General features: G+C 74.4%; 19 protein-coding genes and 1 pseudogene. 13 read left to right on the top strand and 7 right to left on the bottom strand.

The features are described from left to right. The first annotated feature begins 9 nt into the window (after nucleotides 1-9). Complete coding sequence (locus tag Q7T67_RS15690) at nucleotides 10-648, top strand: hypothetical protein (protein WP_304791655.1); 639 nt, start codon at nucleotides 10-12, stop codon at nucleotides 646-648. 27 nt (nucleotides 649-675) lie between these two features. On the opposite strand, the gene Q7T67_RS15685 is transcribed toward Q7T67_RS15690, so the two are convergent. Then, nucleotides 676-1,161: a hypothetical protein gene (locus Q7T67_RS15685; protein WP_304791652.1), complete on the bottom strand. Its 486-nt coding sequence runs from the start codon at nucleotides 1,159-1,161 to the stop codon at nucleotides 676-678. Between the two features lie 126 nt (nucleotides 1,162-1,287). Here Q7T67_RS15685 and Q7T67_RS15680 point away from each other — a divergent pair, with 126 nt between their 5' ends. The 9 genes from Q7T67_RS15680 to Q7T67_RS15640 all read left to right on the top strand — a co-directional run bounded on the left by Q7T67_RS15680 (nucleotide 1,288) and on the right by Q7T67_RS15640 (nucleotide 10,143). Continuing rightward, nucleotides 1,288-1,899: a GNAT family N-acetyltransferase gene (locus Q7T67_RS15680; RefSeq protein ID WP_304791650.1), complete on the top strand. Its 612-nt coding sequence runs from the start codon at nucleotides 1,288-1,290 to the stop codon at nucleotides 1,897-1,899. 185 nt (nucleotides 1,900-2,084) lie between these two features. Beyond that, entirely contained in the window at nucleotides 2,085-3,047 is a 963-nt protein-coding gene (locus Q7T67_RS15675) for an ABC transporter ATP-binding protein (protein ID WP_370695411.1), read from the top strand. Nucleotides 3,048-3,121: 74 nt separating this feature from the next. Further along, nucleotides 3,122-3,832: an ABC transporter permease gene (locus tag Q7T67_RS15670; RefSeq protein WP_370695410.1), complete on the top strand. Its 711-nt coding sequence runs from the start codon at nucleotides 3,122-3,124 to the stop codon at nucleotides 3,830-3,832. Nucleotides 3,833-3,903: 71 nt separating this feature from the next. Then, nucleotides 3,904-4,647 (top strand): CHAD domain-containing protein, encoded by a 744-nt coding sequence (locus tag Q7T67_RS15665; RefSeq protein WP_304791641.1) that lies wholly within the window; start codon nucleotides 3,904-3,906, stop codon nucleotides 4,645-4,647. Further along, nucleotides 4,644-5,267, top strand: a complete 624-nt coding sequence (locus Q7T67_RS15660; protein WP_304791640.1) for a CHAD domain-containing protein — start codon at nucleotides 4,644-4,646, stop codon at nucleotides 5,265-5,267. Before Q7T67_RS15665 ends, Q7T67_RS15660 begins: the two co-directional genes overlap by 4 nt. Nucleotides 5,268-5,282: 15 nt before the next feature. Beyond that, nucleotides 5,283-7,484, top strand: coding sequence for a polyphosphate kinase 1 (gene ppk1 / locus Q7T67_RS15655; RefSeq protein WP_304791637.1), 2,202 nt, complete (start codon nucleotides 5,283-5,285; stop codon nucleotides 7,482-7,484). 268 nt (nucleotides 7,485-7,752) lie between these two features. After that, a complete protein-coding gene (locus Q7T67_RS15650) occupies nucleotides 7,753-8,337 on the top strand; it encodes a TetR/AcrR family transcriptional regulator (RefSeq protein WP_304791634.1) in 585 nt (194 codons plus the stop codon). Between the two features lie 173 nt (nucleotides 8,338-8,510). Continuing rightward, the gene (locus Q7T67_RS15645; protein WP_304791632.1) at nucleotides 8,511-9,503 is read left to right on the top strand and encodes a diiron oxygenase; all 993 of its coding nucleotides are present in this window, start codon (nucleotides 8,511-8,513) and stop codon (nucleotides 9,501-9,503) included. A gap of 46 nt (nucleotides 9,504-9,549) precedes the next feature. After that, the gene (locus Q7T67_RS15640; RefSeq protein ID WP_304791630.1) at nucleotides 9,550-10,143 is read left to right on the top strand and encodes a TetR/AcrR family transcriptional regulator; all 594 of its coding nucleotides are present in this window, start codon (nucleotides 9,550-9,552) and stop codon (nucleotides 10,141-10,143) included. 69 nt (nucleotides 10,144-10,212) lie between these two features. Here Q7T67_RS15640 and Q7T67_RS15635 read toward each other — a convergent pair whose 3' ends face one another. Further along, on the bottom strand, nucleotides 10,213-12,195 hold the full coding sequence (locus Q7T67_RS15635) for an SDR family oxidoreductase (RefSeq protein WP_304791627.1): 1,983 nt from the start codon (nucleotides 12,193-12,195) through the stop codon (nucleotides 10,213-10,215). A gap of 194 nt (nucleotides 12,196-12,389) precedes the next feature. Continuing rightward, nucleotides 12,390-12,662: a hypothetical protein gene (locus Q7T67_RS15630; RefSeq protein WP_304791625.1), complete on the bottom strand. Its 273-nt coding sequence runs from the start codon at nucleotides 12,660-12,662 to the stop codon at nucleotides 12,390-12,392. Between the two features lie 26 nt (nucleotides 12,663-12,688). Here Q7T67_RS15630 and Q7T67_RS15625 point away from each other — a divergent pair, with 26 nt between their 5' ends. Beyond that, the gene (locus tag Q7T67_RS15625) at nucleotides 12,689-13,420 is read left to right on the top strand and encodes an enoyl-CoA hydratase/isomerase family protein (RefSeq protein ID WP_304791622.1); all 732 of its coding nucleotides are present in this window, start codon (nucleotides 12,689-12,691) and stop codon (nucleotides 13,418-13,420) included. A gap of 32 nt (nucleotides 13,421-13,452) precedes the next feature. Here the strand turns inward: Q7T67_RS15625 and Q7T67_RS15620 are convergent, their stop codons facing one another. The 4 genes from Q7T67_RS15620 to Q7T67_RS15605 form a co-directional block, all read right to left on the bottom strand. Beyond that, nucleotides 13,453-14,271, bottom strand: a complete 819-nt coding sequence (locus Q7T67_RS15620) for a GNAT family N-acetyltransferase (RefSeq protein ID WP_304791619.1) — start codon at nucleotides 14,269-14,271, stop codon at nucleotides 13,453-13,455. A gap of 49 nt (nucleotides 14,272-14,320) precedes the next feature. Continuing rightward, the gene (locus Q7T67_RS15615) at nucleotides 14,321-14,968 is read right to left on the bottom strand and encodes a rhomboid family intramembrane serine protease (RefSeq protein WP_304791617.1); all 648 of its coding nucleotides are present in this window, start codon (nucleotides 14,966-14,968) and stop codon (nucleotides 14,321-14,323) included. A gap of 81 nt (nucleotides 14,969-15,049) precedes the next feature. After that, on the bottom strand, nucleotides 15,050-16,168 hold the full coding sequence (locus Q7T67_RS15610; protein WP_304791614.1) for a YbdK family carboxylate-amine ligase: 1,119 nt from the start codon (nucleotides 16,166-16,168) through the stop codon (nucleotides 15,050-15,052). A gap of 261 nt (nucleotides 16,169-16,429) precedes the next feature. Continuing rightward, a complete protein-coding gene (locus tag Q7T67_RS15605) occupies nucleotides 16,430-17,764 on the bottom strand; it encodes an RtcB family protein (RefSeq protein ID WP_304791611.1) in 1,335 nt (444 codons plus the stop codon). A gap of 222 nt (nucleotides 17,765-17,986) precedes the next feature. Between Q7T67_RS15605 and Q7T67_RS15600 the strand changes: the two genes are divergently transcribed. Both Q7T67_RS15600 and Q7T67_RS15595 read left to right on the top strand, forming a co-directional pair. Beyond that, nucleotides 17,987-18,130, top strand: a complete 144-nt coding sequence (locus Q7T67_RS15600; protein WP_304791608.1) for a hypothetical protein — start codon at nucleotides 17,987-17,989, stop codon at nucleotides 18,128-18,130. 14 nt (nucleotides 18,131-18,144) lie between these two features. Then, a pseudogene (locus Q7T67_RS15595) lies at nucleotides 18,145-19,202 on the top strand (hypothetical protein); the annotation flags it as partial.

The following is a 19,202-nucleotide window of genomic DNA, read 5'->3' as shown; positions in this document are numbered from 1 at the left end:
GACCGACCGATGACCGCCGACCTGCTCGCCTTCTCGTTCCTCGCCCTCCCGCCCGCCGCGGAGGCCGTCGCGGTGCTGCTGACGCTCGGCGTCGGCGGAGCGGCCGGCGCCGGCGTGGTGGCGTGGATCTCCAGCCGCCGACGGGCGCGGCGGGCGACGCCTCCGGGCCGCATCCTGCTCGCGCTCACCGGCGACGGCCTGCCGTGCGCCGCGATCGACGCCGCGGGCCGCCTGGGGCGGGCGGACCACGCCGTCGTCGTCCCCGCGGTGCTGCTGCCCACGCCCTACGGCCTGGCGCTGGACCGCGCCTCGCCCGACGCCGGATCGCGGGCGCTCGACCTGCTGGAGGCCGTGGAGCGTCGCCTGACCCGCGCGGGGGTGCAGGTCGACGGCCGCGTGGTGCAGGGCCGCACGCGGCGCCACGCGATCCGGCGCCTCGTCGAGCAGGAGCGCCACGACCGGCTCGTCGTGCCGGCCGGCGGCCCGGAGGAGGGCGGCCTCTCGGCGGACGACGTCGGCTGGCTGCTCGCCCACGTCGACGGCGAGGTGCTCGTGCTGCGGGCGGGCCCCCACGGCCGGGTCGCCACGCCGACCGGGGAGCGGCCGGCGCGCGACGTCGCCCCCGGGCCGGCGTCGACGGCGGCCTGAGGCGACGCCGCCCGCCGCCCCGCGCTCCTAGTGGAACGCGGTGAGCACGCCCAGCGCCGCGCAGGCCGCGTCGGCGTCGTCGTGCATCGCCCGGGGGTTCCCGTGGCAGTAGACGCCGATCGCGTCGTCCGAGACCAGGCGCTCCACGAGCCGCTCGCCGCGGAGGCGCACGGGGATGCCGGAGCGCAGGACGTGCTCGAGGTCGGCGAGCCGGCCGCGGGCCGCGAGGACCTGCAGGCGGTGGGCGCGCTGGGGTCGGGTGTCGCACGCGCGCATCCGCGAGGCGTCGAGGACCAGGGCGTGCAGGCGGTCGGCGAGCCGGGCGCGGTGCGCGAGGTCGAGCTCGCCGGGCGCGCGGTCGGCGGCCGGGCCGCGCGGCACGGAGCGGCTCAGCGCGGTCGGCTCGGGGGCGCGGACGGCGGGCACCGCGGGGCGGTCCGTCGCGGCGGGGAGCGCGCGCAGCCGTTCGAGAGGGTCGTCGTGGTCGACGGGGGAGGGGAGGGTCGTGGCCATGCACCGAGGATGCGGCCGGCGCCGTGCGGGCAGGATCGAGATCGGGCCCGCGGGTGTGAAGGACGCGTCAAGACCGGGCGGAGGCCCGCCGACCCCGCCCCACCGCCCCGGTAGGCTCGCCCGCCGATGCCCTTCGAGCTGCGCGGCCCGACCCTGTCCCTGCGGATCCCGACGGAGGACGACGCCGAGGCGCTCCTCGGCCTGGCGTCGGACCCCGAGGTCACCCGGTGGTTCTCGTGGGGGCCCTACACCGACGTCGCCCAGCCCCGTCGGTTCCTCGCCGGCCTCGAGAACGAGCGGCTGCGGGGGGAGAAGCTCGACCTGCTGGCGGTCCACCACGAGCGCGGCCCGGCGGGCGTGACGGGCCTCTACGAGTTCTCCGTACGCGACCGGCGCTGCGTCTGCGGCACGTGGTTCGGGCGCGACTTCTGGGGCACCGGCGCCAACCGCGAGTCCAAGGCGCTGCTCCAGCACCTCGCCTTCGCGGTGCTCGGCATGCACCGGTTCGGCTCGTACTCCAACCCGCTGAACGAGCGGTCGACCCGGGCGCTGGTCGGCGTGGGCCTGCGCCACGAGGGCGTGCTGCGCGGGTACCACCGCCACGGCGACCACCACCTCGACGTGAACATCTTCGGTCTCCTCCGCGCGGAGTGGGAGTCCTCGGCGCTGCGGGCCGAGTTCGCCGGCGCGATCGAGGTCGTGGGCAGCCCGCCGCCCACGTTCCTCGCCGATCCGTGAGCCGTCCCGGCCCGACCGGCCCGCCCGTGTTCCCCGCCGACCCCCGGGCCACCGCGGGCCGGCCGCGGCGCCGGGCGGGGTGAGGGTCCCCTCACCCCCGGGGACGCCTCGTCCCGGGGGACCGATCGGGCATCATGGTCGGGTTGCGCCTCAGCCACGCCCGAGCCCCTGAAGTCGACGCCCCCGTGGCGACGGCGCCGGCGTCACCGGCGCCCGACGCCCCCGTCGCCGGGCCCGCGCTGGTCGTCGACGGTCTCGTCAAGCGCTACGGCGACCGCGTGGCGGTCGGCGGCGTCTCGCTCCGCGTGGAGCGCGCACGGGTCCTCGCGCTCCTCGGACCCAACGGCGCGGGCAAGACCACGACGATCGAGACCTGCATCGGCTTCCGCCGTCCGGACCGCGGCACCGTGCGCGTGCTCGGGCTGGACCCGCGGGCCGACAACGCCGAGCTGCGACCCCGGATCGGCGTGATGCTCCAGCAGGGCGGCGTCTACCAGTCCGCCCGCTGCGGCGAGATGCTGCGGCTCGTCGCCTCGTACGCCGCCGACCCGCTGGACCCCGACGCGCTGCTCGAGCGCCTGGGCCTCGCGTCCGTGCAGCGGACCCCGTACCGGCGGCTCTCCGGCGGCCAGCAGCAGCGGCTGTCGCTGGCGATGGCGCTCGTCGGACGTCCCGAGATGGTCTTCCTCGACGAGCCGACGACGGGCCTGGACCCGCAGGCGCGCCACGAGACCTGGCGCATCGTCGAGGCCCTGCGCCGCGACGGCGTCTCCATCGTGCTGACCACGCACGACATGGAGGAGGCCGAGCGGCTGGCCGACGACGTCGTGATCGTCGACCACGGCGAGGTCATCGCCGCCGGCACCTGCGACGAGCTGATCCGCGGCCAGTCCGAGCACGAGGTCCGGTTCCAGGCGGTCCCCGGCCTCGACGTCGCCGCGCTCACCGGCGCGCTGCCGGAGGACTGCGACGTCCGCGAGCCCGCGCCCGGCACCTACCTCGTCGTCGGTCCGGTCACGCCGCAGCTCGTGGCGGGCATCGCGACGTGGTGCGCGGCGCACGGCGTCCTGCTCGGCGGACTGCAGGTCAAGCAGCGCACCCTCGAGGACGTCTTCCTCGAGCTGACCGGCCGGGAGCTCCGCGCGTGAGCGTCGTGACCCCCGTCTCGGCCGCCGACGCCGGCGAGTTCACGCCCCGCCCCGGTCGTGCCGGCCTCGGCCGGATGATCCGGGCGCAGGTCTGGATGGAGCTCAAGCTCATGCTCCGCAACGGCGAGCAGGTGCTGCTCTCGCTCATCGTGCCGCTCGGTCTGCTCGTCGTCTGCACGAAGCTCTCCTTCATCTCCGTCGACGGCCGTCGCGCGGACTTCTTCGTCCCCGGCGTCCTGGCCCTGGCGATCATGTCCGCCTCCTTCACGGGGCAGGCGATCGCCACCGGCTTCGACCGGCAGTACGGGGTGCTCAAGCGCCTCGGCGCGACCGCGCTGCCGCGGGGGGTCCTGCTGCTCGGCAAGACGGGCGCGGTCCTCGTCGTGGAGACCCTGCAGGTCGTGCTGCTCGTGGCCGTCGGCCTGGCGCTCGGGTGGGAGCCGCGCGGCGATCCCCTGTCGGTCCTGCTGCTCATGGCCTTCGGCACCGCCGCGTTCTGCGGCCTGGCGTTCCTGATCGCCGGCGCGCTGCGGGCGATGACGACCCTCGCGCTGGCGAACGTCCTCTGGTTCGTCCTGCTCGTCTTCGGGGGCATCATGTTCCCGCTCTCGGAGCTGGGCGGCGCGGCCGGCGCGTTCGAGCTGCTGCCCAGCGGCGCGCTCTCCTCGGGCCTGCGCGAGGTCCTGCAGGACGGCGGCCACGTGCCCTTCGAGCACCTGATCGTGCTCGGGCTGTGGGCGGTGGTCTCCATGACCGCCGCCGCGGCCACCTTCCGCTGGGAGTAGCCGGACGGGGACGCCCCGCGAGGTTCACCGGACGGTCGCATCCCCGCGCGGACGGCGGATACGCTCACGGGGTGGTCAAGGCCCTGCCGATCCCCGGCCTGCGGGCCGACACGCCCTACGGGCTCGCCGCCGCCGCGACGGTCCGCGTCCGCGCCGACGAGCTCGTCGCCCAGGCGGCCGGCGTCCTCGACACGGGGCACATCGAGCGGGTCCACGGCATGCGGGTGGCGACCCGCCGCCTGCGAGCCGTGCTCGAGATCTACGCGCCGTGCTTCCCGCCCGCGGAGCTCAAGCGGACGCTCCGCGAGGTCAAGGCGCTCGCCGACGCCCTGGGCGCCCGCCGCGACCCCGACGTCCAGCTCGAGGGCCTCGACCGCTTCGCCGCGACGCTGCCAGAGGCCGATCGCCCCGGGATCGAGGGCTTCATGGGCGTCGTGCGCGAGGACCAGGAGGCCGGCAACGTCGTCCTGGCCGCGGCGCTCGAGCGCCTGGACCCCGCCACCCTGCGCGAGCGCATCGAGGTGCTCGTCCGCGCCGCCGAGGACGCGGTTCCCGACGCCCTGCGCGGGACGGGGGAGGACGACGGGTCCGGGGCGGACGACGAGGTGGCGCCGGACGCCGGCGGCGACCCGGTCGAGGGCGGCTCCCCGGAGGACGGCGTGGGGGACGGGTCCGCGGCCGACGCAGTGGGTGCGGCCGACGCGGCCGACCCGTCGGGCGTGGCCGACGCGGCCGACCGGGCCGGCGCCGTGGGCGCGGCCGACCCCGGATCCGCCGCGCAGGACGTCCCCGGCCGACCGGAGGGGCAGGCATGAAGGCCGGCCGCGTCAAGGGCCTCGACCCGTCCGCCCCCCTGGCGGACAACGCCGAGCGGATCGTCCGTCTGCGGCTCGACGAGCTCTGCGGCTTCATCCCGGCGGCGCTCGACGTCACCGAGGTCGAGGCGCTGCACGACATGCGGATCGCCGCCAAGCGCCTGCGCTACGTCCTCGAGGTCACGGCCGCGTCCTGCTTCGGGCCCTACGCCCGCACGGCCGCCAAGCGCACGCGCGACCTGCAGGACCTGATCGGCGAGATCCACGACTGCGACGTCGCCCTGCCGCGGGTGCGGCGCGTCGCCGACGACCGGCGCGAGGCCGACGCGGCGGCGCTGCTCGAGCGCGTCGACCCCGAGGCCGTGGACCTGGCACCGGACCTGGCGGTCGACCTGCCGCACGCCGACGAGCACCGCGGCCTGGTCACCCTCCAGACGTACCTGCGCGCCCGGCGCGCGCTCCTCCACGGGCGCTTCCTCGTCCTGTGGCAGGAGCTGGAGCGCGAGGGGTACCGTCCGCGACTCGAGTACGCGCTGGCCGAACGGCCCGTGGCGCCCGGCACCCCGCCGTTCACGCCGCGTTCACCGGACGTTGACCTGGGCGTCCCCGACCGACCGTAGGCTGCGAGACCCTCCATGCTCGACGACCACGCCCCCGACAGCCCCGACGCCCCGACGGATCCAGGTGGCACGGCCGTCGGCGTCCCGCCGGTCCCGGACCCCACGGCACCCGAGTTCTTCGTCAACCGCGAGCTCTCGTGGGTCGACTTCGACCGCCGCGTCCTCGAGCTGGCGCAGGACCCGACGACCCGCCTGCTCGAGCGGGCCAAGTTCGCCGCGATCTTCGCCTCGAACCTCGACGAGTTCTTCATGATCCGCGTGGCCGGCCTGCACGCGAAGGTCTGGGCCGAGAACCGGCGTCGTGGGGCCGACGGCCGGACGGCCGACCAGGTCCTCGACGAGCTGCGGGCCAAGCTCGACCCGCTCGTCCAGGAGCACGCCCGCACGGTCGACCGCGACATCCTCCCGGCGCTGCGCGAGCACGGCATCCGCATCGCCCGGCACGACGAGCTCACGCCGGATCAGCAGGCCGTCGTCAAGACGCGCTTCGAGAACCGGATCTACCCCGTCCTGACGCCGCTGGCCGTCGGTCTGGGCCGGCCGTTCCCCTACATCTCGAACCTCTCGCTGAACCTCGGCGTCCTGGTCCGCGACCCGGACACCCGGCAGACGGTCTTCGCCCGCATCAAGCTGCCGACGGAGGTCGTCGACCGGCTCGAGGAGGTCGCCTCCCCGGACGCCACGGTGAGCGAGGAGGGGACCCCGATCCCCGCCGACGAGCGCGTCTTCGTGCCGCTGGAGGAGATCGTCGAGGCGCACCTCGACCAGCTCTTCCCGGGCATGGAGATCCTCGACCGCGGCATGTTCCGGGTCACCCGCGACGCGGACTTCGAGATCTCCGACGACGCCGACGACGTCAAGCGCGCGCTCGAGGCCGAGCTGCGAAACCGCCGCTTCGGCGAGATCGTCCGCGTCGAGCTCGACGCCCGCGTCTCGGAGGCGCTGCGCACCGAGATCGTCGAGCAGCTCGGCGTCGAGGAGCGCCAGGTCTACGACCTGCCCGGCCTGCTCGACCTCACCGCGCTCTGGCAGCTCGTCAAGGTCCCCGGCCACAACGAGCTCCTGGACGACCCGTGGCGCGCGGTCACGCACCCGCGGCTGCGCGAGGGCGACGACCAGACCGCCGACGTCTTCGCCGCCATGCGCCGTGGACCGGTGCTCGTCCACCACCCGTACGACAGCTTCCACACGTCGGTCGAGCGGTTCCTCGACCAGGCCGCGGCGGACAAGGACGTCCTCGCGATCAAGATGACCGTCTACCGCACCAACGCGGACTCGACGCTGCTGCCGGCCCTCGTCCGTGCGTCGGAGAAGGGCAAGCAGACCGTCGCGCTGGTCGAGCTGAAGGCGCGCTTCGACGAGCAGGCGAACATCAAGTGGGCCCGCGTCCTCGAGGACACGGGCGTCCACGTCGTCTACGGCCACCCCGCGCTGAAGACCCACGCGAAGGTCATCCTCGTCGTCCGCCGCGAGGGCGAGAAGGTGCGCCACTACCTGCACATCGGCACGGGCAACTACCACGCCAAGACGGCGAACCTCTACACCGACTTCGGCATCTTCACCCGGGACCAGGTCCTCGGGCAGGACGTCGCGGACCTCTTCAACCAGCTGACCGGGTTCGCGAAGCCCGGCCGCTTCCGCAAGGCGCTCGTCGCGCCGAACAGCCTGCGGGACGGGCTGCTGGAGCAGATCGACCGGACCGTCGAGGCGCACCGGGCCGGGCAGGAGACGCGGATCCAGCTGAAGATGAACGCGCTGGTGGACCGCGCCTCGATCCACGCGCTCTACCGCGCCTCGCAGGCCGGCGTCCCGATCGACATCAACGTGCGCGGCATCTGCTGCCTGCGCGTCGGGGTCCCCGGCCTGTCGGAGACGATCCGGGTGCGCTCGGTCCTCGGGCGCTTCCTCGAGCACTCGCGCATCTACGCCTTCCAGCGCGGCGAGGAGCGCATCGCGCTGATGGGCTCCGCCGACATCATGGAGCGCAACCTCGACAACCGCGTGGAGCTCGTGATCCCGGTGGACGACGAGTCGGCCCGCGACGAGCTGCTGGACGCGCTCGACCGCGCCTTCCACGACGAGGACGGCTCCTGGGAGCTCGGCGCCGACGACGACTGGCACCGCGTGCGCCCGCAGGACCCCGAGAACCCGCGCGGACTGCAGCGCGGACTCATGGAGCTGCACGCGGCCCGCGCCAAGGAAGCGGACCAGGAGTAGGGGACCGAACAGACTCGACCACGTCCGACCGCGCACCCTGGACGCGGTCGGCGCTGGAACATGGAGTCCACCGACGGGCCCGCATCGTCAGTGTCCAACGGGCGAACACCGTGTCGACGTCGTACGAACGTCTGGCGCGTCGCTGCGTACGGCGAACGAACGGGCGCGAATCGGTACGCTGCATCGGGTGCTCGACGATTCGGTTTCGCAGTCAACCACTCCCGCCCCGCGTGCGCCCCAGGCCGAGCGCCTGAGCCGCACCCTCGTCGTGGACGCAGCGATCACGATCGCCCGTCGCGACGGACTCGATTCCCTCTCCATGCGACGCCTGGCCGAGGAGCTCGGCGTCTCGACCATGGCCGCCTACCGACACGTCGCGGGCAAGGACACCCTGGTGGACGACGTCCTCGAGGCCGCCCTCGGTGGCATGGACCACCACTCGGGCGAGGACACCTGGCAGGAGCAGATCGCCGAGCTCGCCCAGCGCAGCTACGAGGTCTTCCTCTCGGTCCCCGGTCTCGCCGACCACCTCCACGGTCGCGCGCTGAGCCGCCCGGGCATCGTTCAGTGGCTCGAGGCCCTCGCCCGTCCGCTGGCCGAGGCCGGCATCTCCGAGGAGGACCGCGTCGGCTTCGTCCCCTCGCTCATCTGGCAGCTCCGTGGCGCCGCGCGCCTGGACGCCGAGTGGTCCGAGACGCTCCAGTCGCTCGAGCAGGTCTCCGCCGGCGGGGCCGAGGACGCGCCGATCACCCGCGGCGGTCGCGAGGAGCTCGGGGACCGCGAGGCGTCCGACCTCTTCACCGCCGCGATCCAGCTGCTCACGGACGGTCTCGCCTCCCGCGTCGCCGTGTAGGACCCCGGACGCCCGCCGCGCCGGCGGCCGACGCGCCACGAAGGGCCGCTCTCCAGCGGCCCTTCGTCGTTCCGCGGGCCCCGGGATGTACAGGAGTGAACATCTGCCGTAGGCTATGTGCAGACGTGTACATCCGCGCGGCGATCGCCGCGCGCCCCCGCTGGAGATCCGCCATGTCGTCTTCGACGCTGACCCCCGACCGCTCCGAGGCCTACGAGGCCATGCTGGCCACGCTCTCCGAGGGGTCCGTGCACGTGCACTTCGACCCCTACGAGGACATCGCCTGGGACTCGCCCGAGCTCGCGATCGACCAGGACGACCCGCGGTGGATCCTCTCCGCCACCGCCGACCCCCTCGGTGCGACGGCGTGGTACCAGGCGCAGCCGCTGGATCGCCGGATCGAGATCGGCAAGGCGCGCATGATGAACACGATGAAGGTCGGCGCGGCCTTCGAGAGCATGCTGATCCGCGGGCTCATGCAGTACGCCTTCGCCCTCCCGCACCGGTCGCCGGAGTTCCGGTACTGCATGCACGAGATGACGGAGGAGTGCAACCACATCCAGATGTTCATGGAGCTCGTCAACCGCACCGACGTCGAGGTCCCCGGCATGCGCAGGCGCCTTCGTCGGGTGTCCCCGTGGCTGGCCGGCGCGCTCGCGACCCGCCCGGTGCTCCTGATGGTCGCGATCCTCGCCGGCGAGGAGCCGATCGACCACTTCCAGAAGGCGCTGCTGCGCGACGGCGGCCACCTGCCGCCCGCGGTCCTGCGCACGATGGAGATCCACATCGCCGAGGAGGCCCGCCACATCTCCTTCGCGGACGAGTTCGTCAAGCTGCGCGCCCCGCGCCTGCCCCGCGGCCAGCGCCTCGCGCTCTCGCTGCTGTTCCCCGTGATCATGCGGACGGCGGCCGAGGAGATCATGACCCCGCCCCGCTCGCTGGCCCGTCGGCTGGGGATCCCGGACGAGGTCTTCGCGGAGGCGTTCTGGAAGGGCCCCGCCTCGCGGCGGATCATGGCCTCGTACTTCGGCGAGATGCGGGCGCTGGCCGCCGATGCGGGACTGATGAACCGGATGAGCGCCCGCGTCTGGCGCTGGTGCGGCATCGCCGGCGAACCCGCGCTGTACCGCGGTGCACCGGACCGCCGGGCCGAGGTCGTCGCCTAGCCGGGATCTGGCAGGCTGGGGGGCGATGGCGGCGACGACTCGACGGATGGCCCCGGAGGCCCGGCGCGCCCAGCTGCTCGACGTGACCTCCGACCTGGTGCTCCGCGAGGGCTACGCCGCCGTCTCGATCGACCGGGTGGCCCGCGAGGCCACGATCGCGCGGACCGTCGTCTACGCGCAGTTCGGCAACCTGCAGGGCCTGCTGGAGGCGCTCCTGGAGCGCACCCAGCAGCGGGCGATCGAGCAGGTGCAGGCCGTCCTGACCGGTACCGGGGTGCGGCCGGACCGTGCCGACATCGACGGGTTGATCGTCGAGGCGGCACGGACCTTCGGCGAGATGGTGCTCGCGGACCCCGGGACCTGGCGCCTGGCGCTCCTGCCCTCGGACGGTGCGCCGTCGACCCTGCGCGAGCGCACGGAGGAGTCGCGACGGGCGATCCGCGCGATCGTCCAGCCCGTGATCCGCTGGATCACCGTCGAGCGGGGAGGGCTCGAGGGCGTCGAGGACGAGCTCGCCGCGCGGGCGATCGTCACCCTCGGTGAGGACGCCGCGCGGCTGATGATCGCCGACCCCGAGGCCTATCCGCCGGAGCGGATGGCGGCCTTCACCGGGGCCCTGCTGCGCACGCTGCGCTCCTGACGGCGATCGCCCGCCGTCGTGCGGCGCTCGCAGGACCGAGGGCCGCCCGGGAGCGGCCCTCCGCGGGCCCTACCAGTGCATCCCGCGGGTCAGCGCGGCCAGCACGCGCATCTCGACGCCGGTCCGCTCGTCCGGGTTCTCCGCGCCGCGGGCGGCCGCGGAGTCGGGGAACACGCGGTAGCCCATGTTCAGGATGACGTCGGAGACCCGCGGCGCGACGGCGTAGAGGACCTCGCCGGCGGTGCCCAGCAGCGTGTTGATCTGCTTGGGCCGGTCGATCATGGCCTTGGCGACGAGGTCGGCGGCCTCGACCGGGGTGATCGTCGGGACGCGGTCGTAGAGCTTCGTCGGCGCGATCATCGGCGTGCGCACCAGCGGCATGTGGATCGTCGTGAACGTGACCTTCGCGCCGAGCATCTCGGCGGCGACGATGCGGGTCCAGGCGTCCAGCGCCGTCTTCGACGCGACGTAGGCGGAGAACCGCGGCGGCCAGGTCTGCGCACCGATCGAGCTGATGTTCACGACGTGCCCGCCGCCGTGCTCGACCATGTGGGGCACGACGCCCATGATCAGGCGGATGCAGCCGAAGTAGTTCAGCTGCATCGTCCGCTCGAAGTCGTGGAAGCGGTTGAGGCTGAGCTTCAGCGACCGGCGGATGGAGCGCCCGGCGTTGTTGATGACGATGTCGACGCGGTGCTCGCGCGTCACCGTCCTGGCGAGCTCGTCGATCGCCTCGAGGTCGTTGAGGTCGCAGGGGTAGACGTACGCCGTGCCGCCGTGGGCCTCGATCTGGCGCTTGAGCGCCTCGAGCTTGGACCGCGTGCGGGCCACCAGGAGCGGCGTGCCGCCGGCGAGCGCGACCTTCAGCGCGGTGGCCTCGCCGATGCCCGACGACGCGCCGGTGATCAGCACGGTACGCCCGACCATCGACTCGCGGAGCTTCGTGTCGTTGTGCAGCGCCGGGTCGAGGTTGCGCTCCCAGAAGTCCCAGAGGACCGCGGCGTACTCCTTGAAGCGCGGCAGCGTGACGCCCGAGCCGACGAGCGCCTGCTCGGCCCGGCGCGCGTCGAACACGGGCACGAAGCTCATGTGCGGCAGGACCTCGTCCGGGATCCCGGTGGGGGAGAGGAGGATGCGGCGCAGCGGGGCCAGGGCGGGGGCGCGCAGCGCGGCGCCGAGCACGCCCTTGTGGACGTCGACCGGCGGCATGCCGGGCGGGCGCAGCGACAGGCGCGGCGCCCGGGCGGCCTTGGCGACGAGGTTGATGACCTCGACGAGCGGCTGCGGGCGCGGGGCGGTCAGGTGGAACGCCTGCTGGTCGAGGCCGGGCTCGTGGGCGATGTGGTCCATCGCGTCGACGACGTAGTCCACGGGCACGAAGTTCGTCGCCCCCATGTCCGGCGCCATCAGCGGGATGAAGCCCGGCAGCTTGCGCATCGCCTTGATCAGGCCGAACGTGTAGTACGGCCCGTCGATCTTGTCCATCTCGCCGGTCTCGGAGTGCCCGACGACGATGGCGGGGCGGTAGACGCGCCACGGGACGAGCGTCTCGCCGCGGGCGATCCGCTCGGACTCGAACTTCGTGCGGTGGTACGGCGCGGGCAGCGGCTGGCCCTCGTCGAACATGTCCTCGCGGAACACGCCCTCGAAGTCCCCGGCGACGGCGACGGACGAGACGTGGTGGAAGCAGCCGGTCTCGAGCACGTTGGCGAGCTCGACGGCGTGGCGGGTGCCCTCGACGTTCAGCGTGTCGTTGCGCTCCGCCGAGGCGGTCATGTCGTAGATCGCGGCGAGGTGGAAGGCGTGCTCGACGTCTCCCCGGTGCTCGTCGATCCACGCCGGATCGACGCCCATCGCCGGGCTCTCCAGATCGCCGACGACGACCTTGACGCGATCGGCGGCGCCCTCGGGCCACCCGGCGATCAGGCGGTCGACCTTCGGCTGTGACGCGTCGCGGACGACGAGGTGGATGTCGCCCTCGCGCTTCTCCAGCAGCGTCGCCACGAGATGACGCCCGATGAACCCCGTTGCCCCGGTGACCAAGTAGGCCATGCCCGTCCCTTCTGGGCGCGCGGCGGCGCACCCGATCGACCGGCGCGAGCGTACCCCACGAACGGGGGAGCCGTGGGACGTTGACGCGCCCGTCACGCCACGGCCCGATGCGGACGCCCCGGGAACGACGGACGCCCGGCGGGACCGGGCGTCGGGTGCTGCGTGGTGTCACCGGGCGGACCCGGCGGCGGCTGCTACCAGCCGAGGCGCTTGTCGCTGGTGGCCTTGCGCTGACGGGCGGCGGCGAGGCGGGCGTACTTGCGCTTGTCGAGGCGCCACTGCAGGAGCGAGGCGAGACCGGCGAAGGCCGGGATGGCGAGCAGGATCGCGAAGCCGAAGAGCGTGACCATGAGGTCGTTGTTCTCTCCGACGAGGCCCTGGCCCGAGTCGATCTTCGCCGAGGCTGGAACGACGGTGGCCGAGAGCGCAGCGAGCGTGGTCGCGGCGAGGACGATGAGGCGGCGCATGGGTGCCAATCGTATAGAACCCGCCGATGACCGGACTGCAGCGTGCACGGGTGAGCGACGGCGTGGAGGTCCTGCGCCTGGACCGCCCGGAGCGGCGCAACGCGATGGACACCGCGTCGCTGGACGAGCTGCTCGTCGCGCTCGAGGACCTGGCCGCCGACGCGGAGCTGCGCGCGGTCGTGTTCTCGACCACCTCGACGCGCGCGCTGTGCGCCGGTGCGGACGTCGCGGAGGAGCTCGACCGCGAGGGCGGCATCGCCCGGATGGAGCGCTTCGCCCGCGTCTACCAGGCGCTCACGGACCTGCCGGTGCCCACGGTCGCGGTCTGCGTCGGCAACGTCGTGGGGGCCGGGGCCGAGTTCGCCGCGGCGTGCGACCTGCGGGTGGCGGGGGAGAACCTGAAGCTCGCCTGGGCGGGCGCGAAGCTCGGCGTCCCGGTCGGGCCGGCGCGCCTGGTGCCGCTCGTCGGGCTCTCGCGGGCGAAGGAGCTGATCTTCAGCGGTCGTGCCGTCGGCGCCGAGGAGGCCGGGCGGATCGGCCTGGCCGAGCGGGTGGTGCCGGAGGCCGAGGCCGAGGCCGAGGCGATCGAGCTGGCCCGGCAGCTCGCGACGCGTCCCGGGGAGGGGCTGCGCCGCCTCAAGGCCATGTTCCGCGACTACGAGGACCTCTCGGGCCGCACGGCCCGCGAGAACGCGACGCTGCTGGACTGGCAGCGCTACGGGGCCGGGTTGCCCCAGGGCGGCATGAAGGCGGGCTGAGCCCGGCCGGCCCGCGGCGGTCCCGGGCCCGGTCAGTCGGCCGCGTCGCGGTGCGCCTGGGTGGTGCCGCCGACGTGGCGGAACCCCAGGCGCCGGTACCAGCCGGCCGCGTAGGAGTTCGGGTCGGCCAGGAGCGTGATCCCCGCCACCCCGCGGTCGAGGGCCATCGCCGCGGTCGCCCGCAGGATCGCGGCGCCGACGCCCGAGCGCTCGTGCGCGGGGTGGGTCAGCACGTCGTCGAGCTCGAGGTGCAGGCTCGCGCGGTGCACCACGGCGCAGCCCACGGCCTCGCCGACGTCGGAGCGGGCGACGAGGTGGGCGGCGCCCTCGGCGGGCGCCAGCGACCACTGGGTCGCGACCTCCTCGCGCTCCCGCTCGCTCCGGGACGTCTCCATCGCCCCCGCCGCGCGGCGGACGTCGAGCCCGGCGCCCGGGCCGTAGGGGGCCACCGCCCAGCGCCGACCGGGGCGCGGGCGGGTGGCGGTCGACAGCGCCCCGGGCTCGGCGACCAGCACCTCGAGCTCCTGCACGACGTAGCCGGCCGCCCGCAGCACGGCCCCGAGCCGGCGGGCGTCGCCCTTCGAGCGGACGTCGATGGCGCGGTGCGCGAGGCCCGCGGCGTCGTGCGCGGCCTCGACGGCGGTGACGGTGTCGGCGGCGTCCAGGCCACCGGCCCCGGGGATCACCTGCGCACGGTTGACCGCCCAGACGTGGGGTGCGGCGGGGGTCTGCAGCATCCAGCCGAACGGCGTCCGGCGGGCGTCCGCGGCGCGGGCCCGCACGACGCCGGCCGCGTGGCCGATCGTCAGCTCGGCCCACCAGTCGTCGCTGCGTCCCGCCGTCCCCTGCACCGCCGGGACGCTAGAGCAGCGGCCACGGCGGCACGCTCCCGCCGGCCGGCTAGAGCACGTCGACGGGCGTGCGGTGCGGGGCGCGGACGTCGCGCTCCTGCGAGCGGTCCTTCGTCAGCAGCCACGCGGCGACCACGCCGGCGATGCCGCCGCACAGGTGCGCCTGCCAGGAGACCCCGTCGCGCGGCACGAGGCTGCCGAGGACCATCCCGCCCCAGAGGACGGCGACCACGCCGCCGAGGACGAGCTCGAGCAGCCGGCGGCTGAAGATGCCGCGGGCGATCAGGTACGTGGCGTAGCCCATGACCACGCCGCTGGCGCCGATGGTCACCGAGTTCTCCGGCGCGATGAGCCACGTGCCCAGGCCGCCGAGTCCGGCGACGATCAGGGTGACGAGCGCCACGCGCGCCGCGCCGTTGAACGCGATCACCGCACCCAGCAGCAGGAACGGGATCGTGTTGCCGATGAGGTGCCCGAAGCTGCCGTGCAGGAACGGGCTGAAGACGATGCCGTCGAGCCCGTCGACCTGACGGGCGACGATGCCGTACTGGTCCAGGCGGTTGTCGGCCAGCTGGTCGATGACCTCGGAGACCCACATGACCGCCGCGAGGATGCCGACGAGCAGGAAGCCGTCCGTCCGCGAGTCGCGGCCCTTCGTCGCGTGGCCGGAACCGCCGTGTGATCCGAGGGTGCTCATGCGCCAAGGATGACCCATGACCCTTGCCGTCGCCTAATCCCCGCGTCGGTCGGGACGAGCGGCGGCGCGCCACGCGGGGCGTCAGTCGTCGACGGTCAGGCCGGTCATCTCGACCATGACCTCCGTGAGGTCGGAGTTGGCGTCGTAGACCAGCACCTGCCGGTCGCCGCCGGTCCCGCGCTCCAGCAGGTCGGAGAGCCCGTCGAACTCGGCCTCCGAGCCCAGCTCCTGCGCGTGCTCGCGCAGCCGGTCGATGAGCCGGCGGGCCAGGTCGGGGGCCCGGACGCGGTCGCTTGACGGCAGGTCCACGAGTTCGCCGTGCAGCCCGTGGATGGCGGCGAGGTACTTGTTCTCGTCGAGGATCTGCCACGGCACGTCGCCGAGCGGCAAGCCCTCGTCGTGGTGCGCGGCCAGCTCGTGGACCATGGCCTGGATCAGCGCGGTCAGCGCGAGGGTGTGCTCCACGCGGGTCTGTCCGTCGCAGACGCGGACCTCGACGGTGCCGAAGGTGGGGTGGGGGCGGACGTCGTGCCAGACGTACGTGGGGTCGGCCATGACCCCCGAGCGGATCATGAAGTCGGTCTCGCGCTCGTAGCGCTCCCACGAGCCGTACGCGGTCGGCACGCCGACGCGCGGGAAGGCGCGGAAGATCGAGGTGCGGGTCGACATCAGGCCGGTCCGGTCGCCCCGCCAGAACGGCGAGTTGGCCGACAGCGCCAGCAGGATCGGCAGGTGGACCCGCATCCCGTCGGCGACGTGGATGGCCTGGTCGGGGTCGTCGAGGCCGACGTGGACGTGGAGGCCGAAGAGCAGCTCCTGGCGGGCGACGAAGCGCAGGTCGCGCAGGAGCTCCCGGTAGCGGTCCCGCGCCGAGATGCGCTGGTCCTCCCAGAGGGCGTAGGGGTGCGTCCCGGCGGAGGCGATCGCGAGGCCGTGCTCGGCGGCGCGCCCGGCGACGTGGGCGCGCAGGGTGCGCAGCTGCTCCCCGGCGGCCGCGGTGTCCACGCACGGCTCCGTGGCGATCTCGAGGACCGACTCCATGAGCTCCGGCTTGACCTCGCCCACCGGGGCGTCGCCCAGCAGGCGCTCGATGGCGTTGACGAGGTCGTGCCCGTTCTCCGGGTCGACGATCATCAGCTCCTCCTCGACGCCGATCGAGAAGGGCGTGCGACCGGGGGCCTCACGGAAGGCGTGCTCCATGGCGCAGGACCCTAGAGAACGGGGCGGCGCACGGAGGTCACCGGACGGTGACGGCGGCGGGGGCGATCGGGGTGGCGCGGCGGCATCGCCCCGGCGACTGCCCGGGCACCCCGGCGTCCAAACCGCGGGGGACGGTCGGCCGCTGCGGATCGGTGTCGCGGGACGACACGGATTCGCATCACGCGGCGGGGACGGACGGCCGCTGCGGATCGGTGTCGCGGGACGACCCCGATCCGCAGCCCTCCGTCGGCCCGCCGCCCGTCAGTCCTTGTAGGGGTCGACCGTGTCGGCCGGGGCCATCGCCACGCCGATCGGCACGAGCCGGTGGAGGACCTCGACGGAGTCCGCGTGGGCGGCCAGGACCTCGTCGAGCCGCTTGTACGCGCCGGGCGCCTCGTCGGCCGCCCCGCCGCGCAGCTCGATCCCCTCCGTGGTCAGCGCGGCCTGCACGGCGGAGAAGTCGATCGACCCCTCCTTCACGCGGCCGCGCCGCTTGACCATCTTCCCGCTGGGGTGCTCCGGGCACAGCGTGAACCGCCCGTCCTCCGCGCCCGCCCGCTCGCGGGCGTCGCGGAACTGGCCCATCGACACCCAGAACGGGCAGTTGCGATCGGAGCACTCCATGCGGTTGGCGATCCGGCCGGCCGCCTGCGTGCGCGACATCAGCCGCCCGGCCCCGTGGACCGTCGACGCGAGCAGCTCGTCGGTGTCGACGCCGTCGCGGCCGCGGAGGATCACCGACGCCTCGCCCATCGTCGCGCCGACGAAGCCCTCCTGGCCCGGGAACGCCGGGGTGCAGCCCTTGCGGACGACCCAGGCGTCGACCCCGTGGTGGGTCTCGCGCCACGCGTAGTTGTGGTGGTTGTGGACCGTATGGGTGGCCTCCGCGCCGAGGATCTCGAGGACCTTGTCGACCACGACGTCGCGCCCGGCGTACGCGTACGCGCCGGCGAGCTCCATCGCGGAGAGGTAGGCCTGTCCGAGCTCGGAGTCGAGGGCGAAGAGCACGGGCGGGCCGTCCATCTCGCCGTCCGGGACCTTGTCCTTGAACCCCCGGCCGGCCGCCATCGCCAGGAACCCCGAGGCGGTCTTGTGCCCGAAGCCGCGGGACCCGAAGTGCACGCCGACCCAGAGGAACCCGTCGTCGCCCGCGAACAGGTCGACGTAGTGGTTGCCGGCCCCGACGGTGCCGAGCTGGTTGGCGGCGCTCTGGACCATCGACCGCTGCGCCCGGAAGTCCGCGTGGCGGATCTGCTCGAGGACCGGGTGGTCCACGGGCTCGTCGTTCTTGCGACCCATGCCGAAGGAGATGCGGTCGACGATCTCGTCCATCACCCGCGGCAGGTCCGCCCGCACGTCGTCCGTGCGCAGGTCGGTGCGCACGGCCTTGTTGCCGCAGCCGATGTCGTAGCCGACGCCGGAGGGCGAGAGGTGGTCGGGGTAGGCGATCGCGCCGCCGATGGGCTGCGAGTAGCCGACGTGGCCGTCGGCGCAGAGGACGCCGGCGACCGCGTTCCCGGCCTCGGCACAGCGCCGCAGCTGGGCCACGGCACGGTCGTCGACCACGCCCCGGACGGTGATGGGGATCTCGTTCATGCCCCGAGCATGGCGCGACGGGACCCCGGCCGTCCCGAGGCGAGGACGGCGTCCGCGGACCGCCCGGGGTTCGACCCCGGGGGCTCGTGCGGCGACGCCGAGCCCGTCCGGTGCAGGCCCGCACCGGACGCCGTGACCGTCCGACGAAGGGTTCGAACCCTCGGGCCCGTGGCGCGCCGGCGCTTGCGCGGCGCCGGCGGGGCGGCTAGGTTCGACGACGTCATGTCCACCACCTGGCAGAGCACCACGCGCTTCGTCGACGCCCCCTGCGGCGTCTCGAACACGTACGCCCTGGTCGGGGACATGCAGCCGCAAGAGCAGAAGCTCCGGCACGCCCACCCCGCCTTCATCACGCACAACCGCTAGCGAGAGAGACCCACATGGCTCCCGCGACGGTCGCGGGGGTCACGGTCCGGAGGGGCCCGTCCACGGGGACGGGTCGGAGCCGGGTCGAGTGGTCTCGCGACACGATCATCAACGCGATCCAGGAATGGGTCGCCACATACGACGAGCCGCCCCGCGCGGCCGACTGGAACCCCTCGTCCGCGAAGTGGTCCGGCCAGACGTGGCGCATCGAGCGCTACCGGGCCGGCCGCGCCGACGGGTCGGCCTGGCCCTCGCTGAACGCCGCCAAGCGGCCGTTCGACGGGTCGCTGTCCGTGGCCGTCCGCGCCGCGGGGTTCGAGCCGTCCAAGCCGGGACCGCGTCGCCGTCGTGACGTCGAGCCCGCCCAGGCCGACCGGCTGCAGATGTCGCCGGACGTCCGGGTGCTGCTCGACGCCGCGCTGGCGGCCGCTCGCGACGCCGATCGCCGGGCCGACGCCCTCGACGAGCGGCTCGGCCGTGCGCGGGAGCGTGCGGCCGGGCTGACCGACGAGCGCGACGCCGCCCGGCGGCGCTCCGCCGGGGCCGACGCCCGGGCGCGGGCGTCGGTCGAGGCCGCGCTGCGGCGTGCCGAGGTCGAGCTGCACCGGTCCCGCGAGGGAGCGGAGGCGGCGGTGACCGCGGCCGCCGACGCGCGGTCCCGGGCCGAGCGGCTGGCGGGCCGGCTGGCCGAGCTCGAGCGCACGGGCGTCCGGGTCCGTGAGGAGCGCGACGCGCTGCGCGAGCGGCTCGACCAGGCGATCGCGGAGACGGAGGCGCAGGCCGAGCTCGTGCGTGTTGCGCGGGCCGAGGCGGTGCGCGTCCCGACGACCCGGCCGGCCGGTCCGGTCGCGTCGACGGGCGGCCGCACGGCGCCCGTCCCGGCGTCCGTGTCGGCGGCGCTCCGGGACGCCCGGGCCGATGCGACGGAGGCCCGACGCGCCGCGGACGCCGCGGAGCGCCGGGCCGTCGTCGCCGAGCGGCAGCTGCGGGACCGGGTCGCCGGCGAGCGGGCCGGAGGGGGAGGCCCGACCCCCGAGCAGACCGTCGCCCTGCGCGAGGGCGCCGCGGTCGG

Origin of the sequence: Patulibacter sp., from assembly GCF_030655195.1 — a bacterium.
In the GTDB taxonomy this organism is placed as follows: Bacteria; Actinomycetota; Thermoleophilia; order Solirubrobacterales; family Solirubrobacteraceae; genus Patulibacter.
Note: the sequence above shows the minus strand (reverse complement) of the source record. Positions and strands in the feature narration are given on the sequence as shown.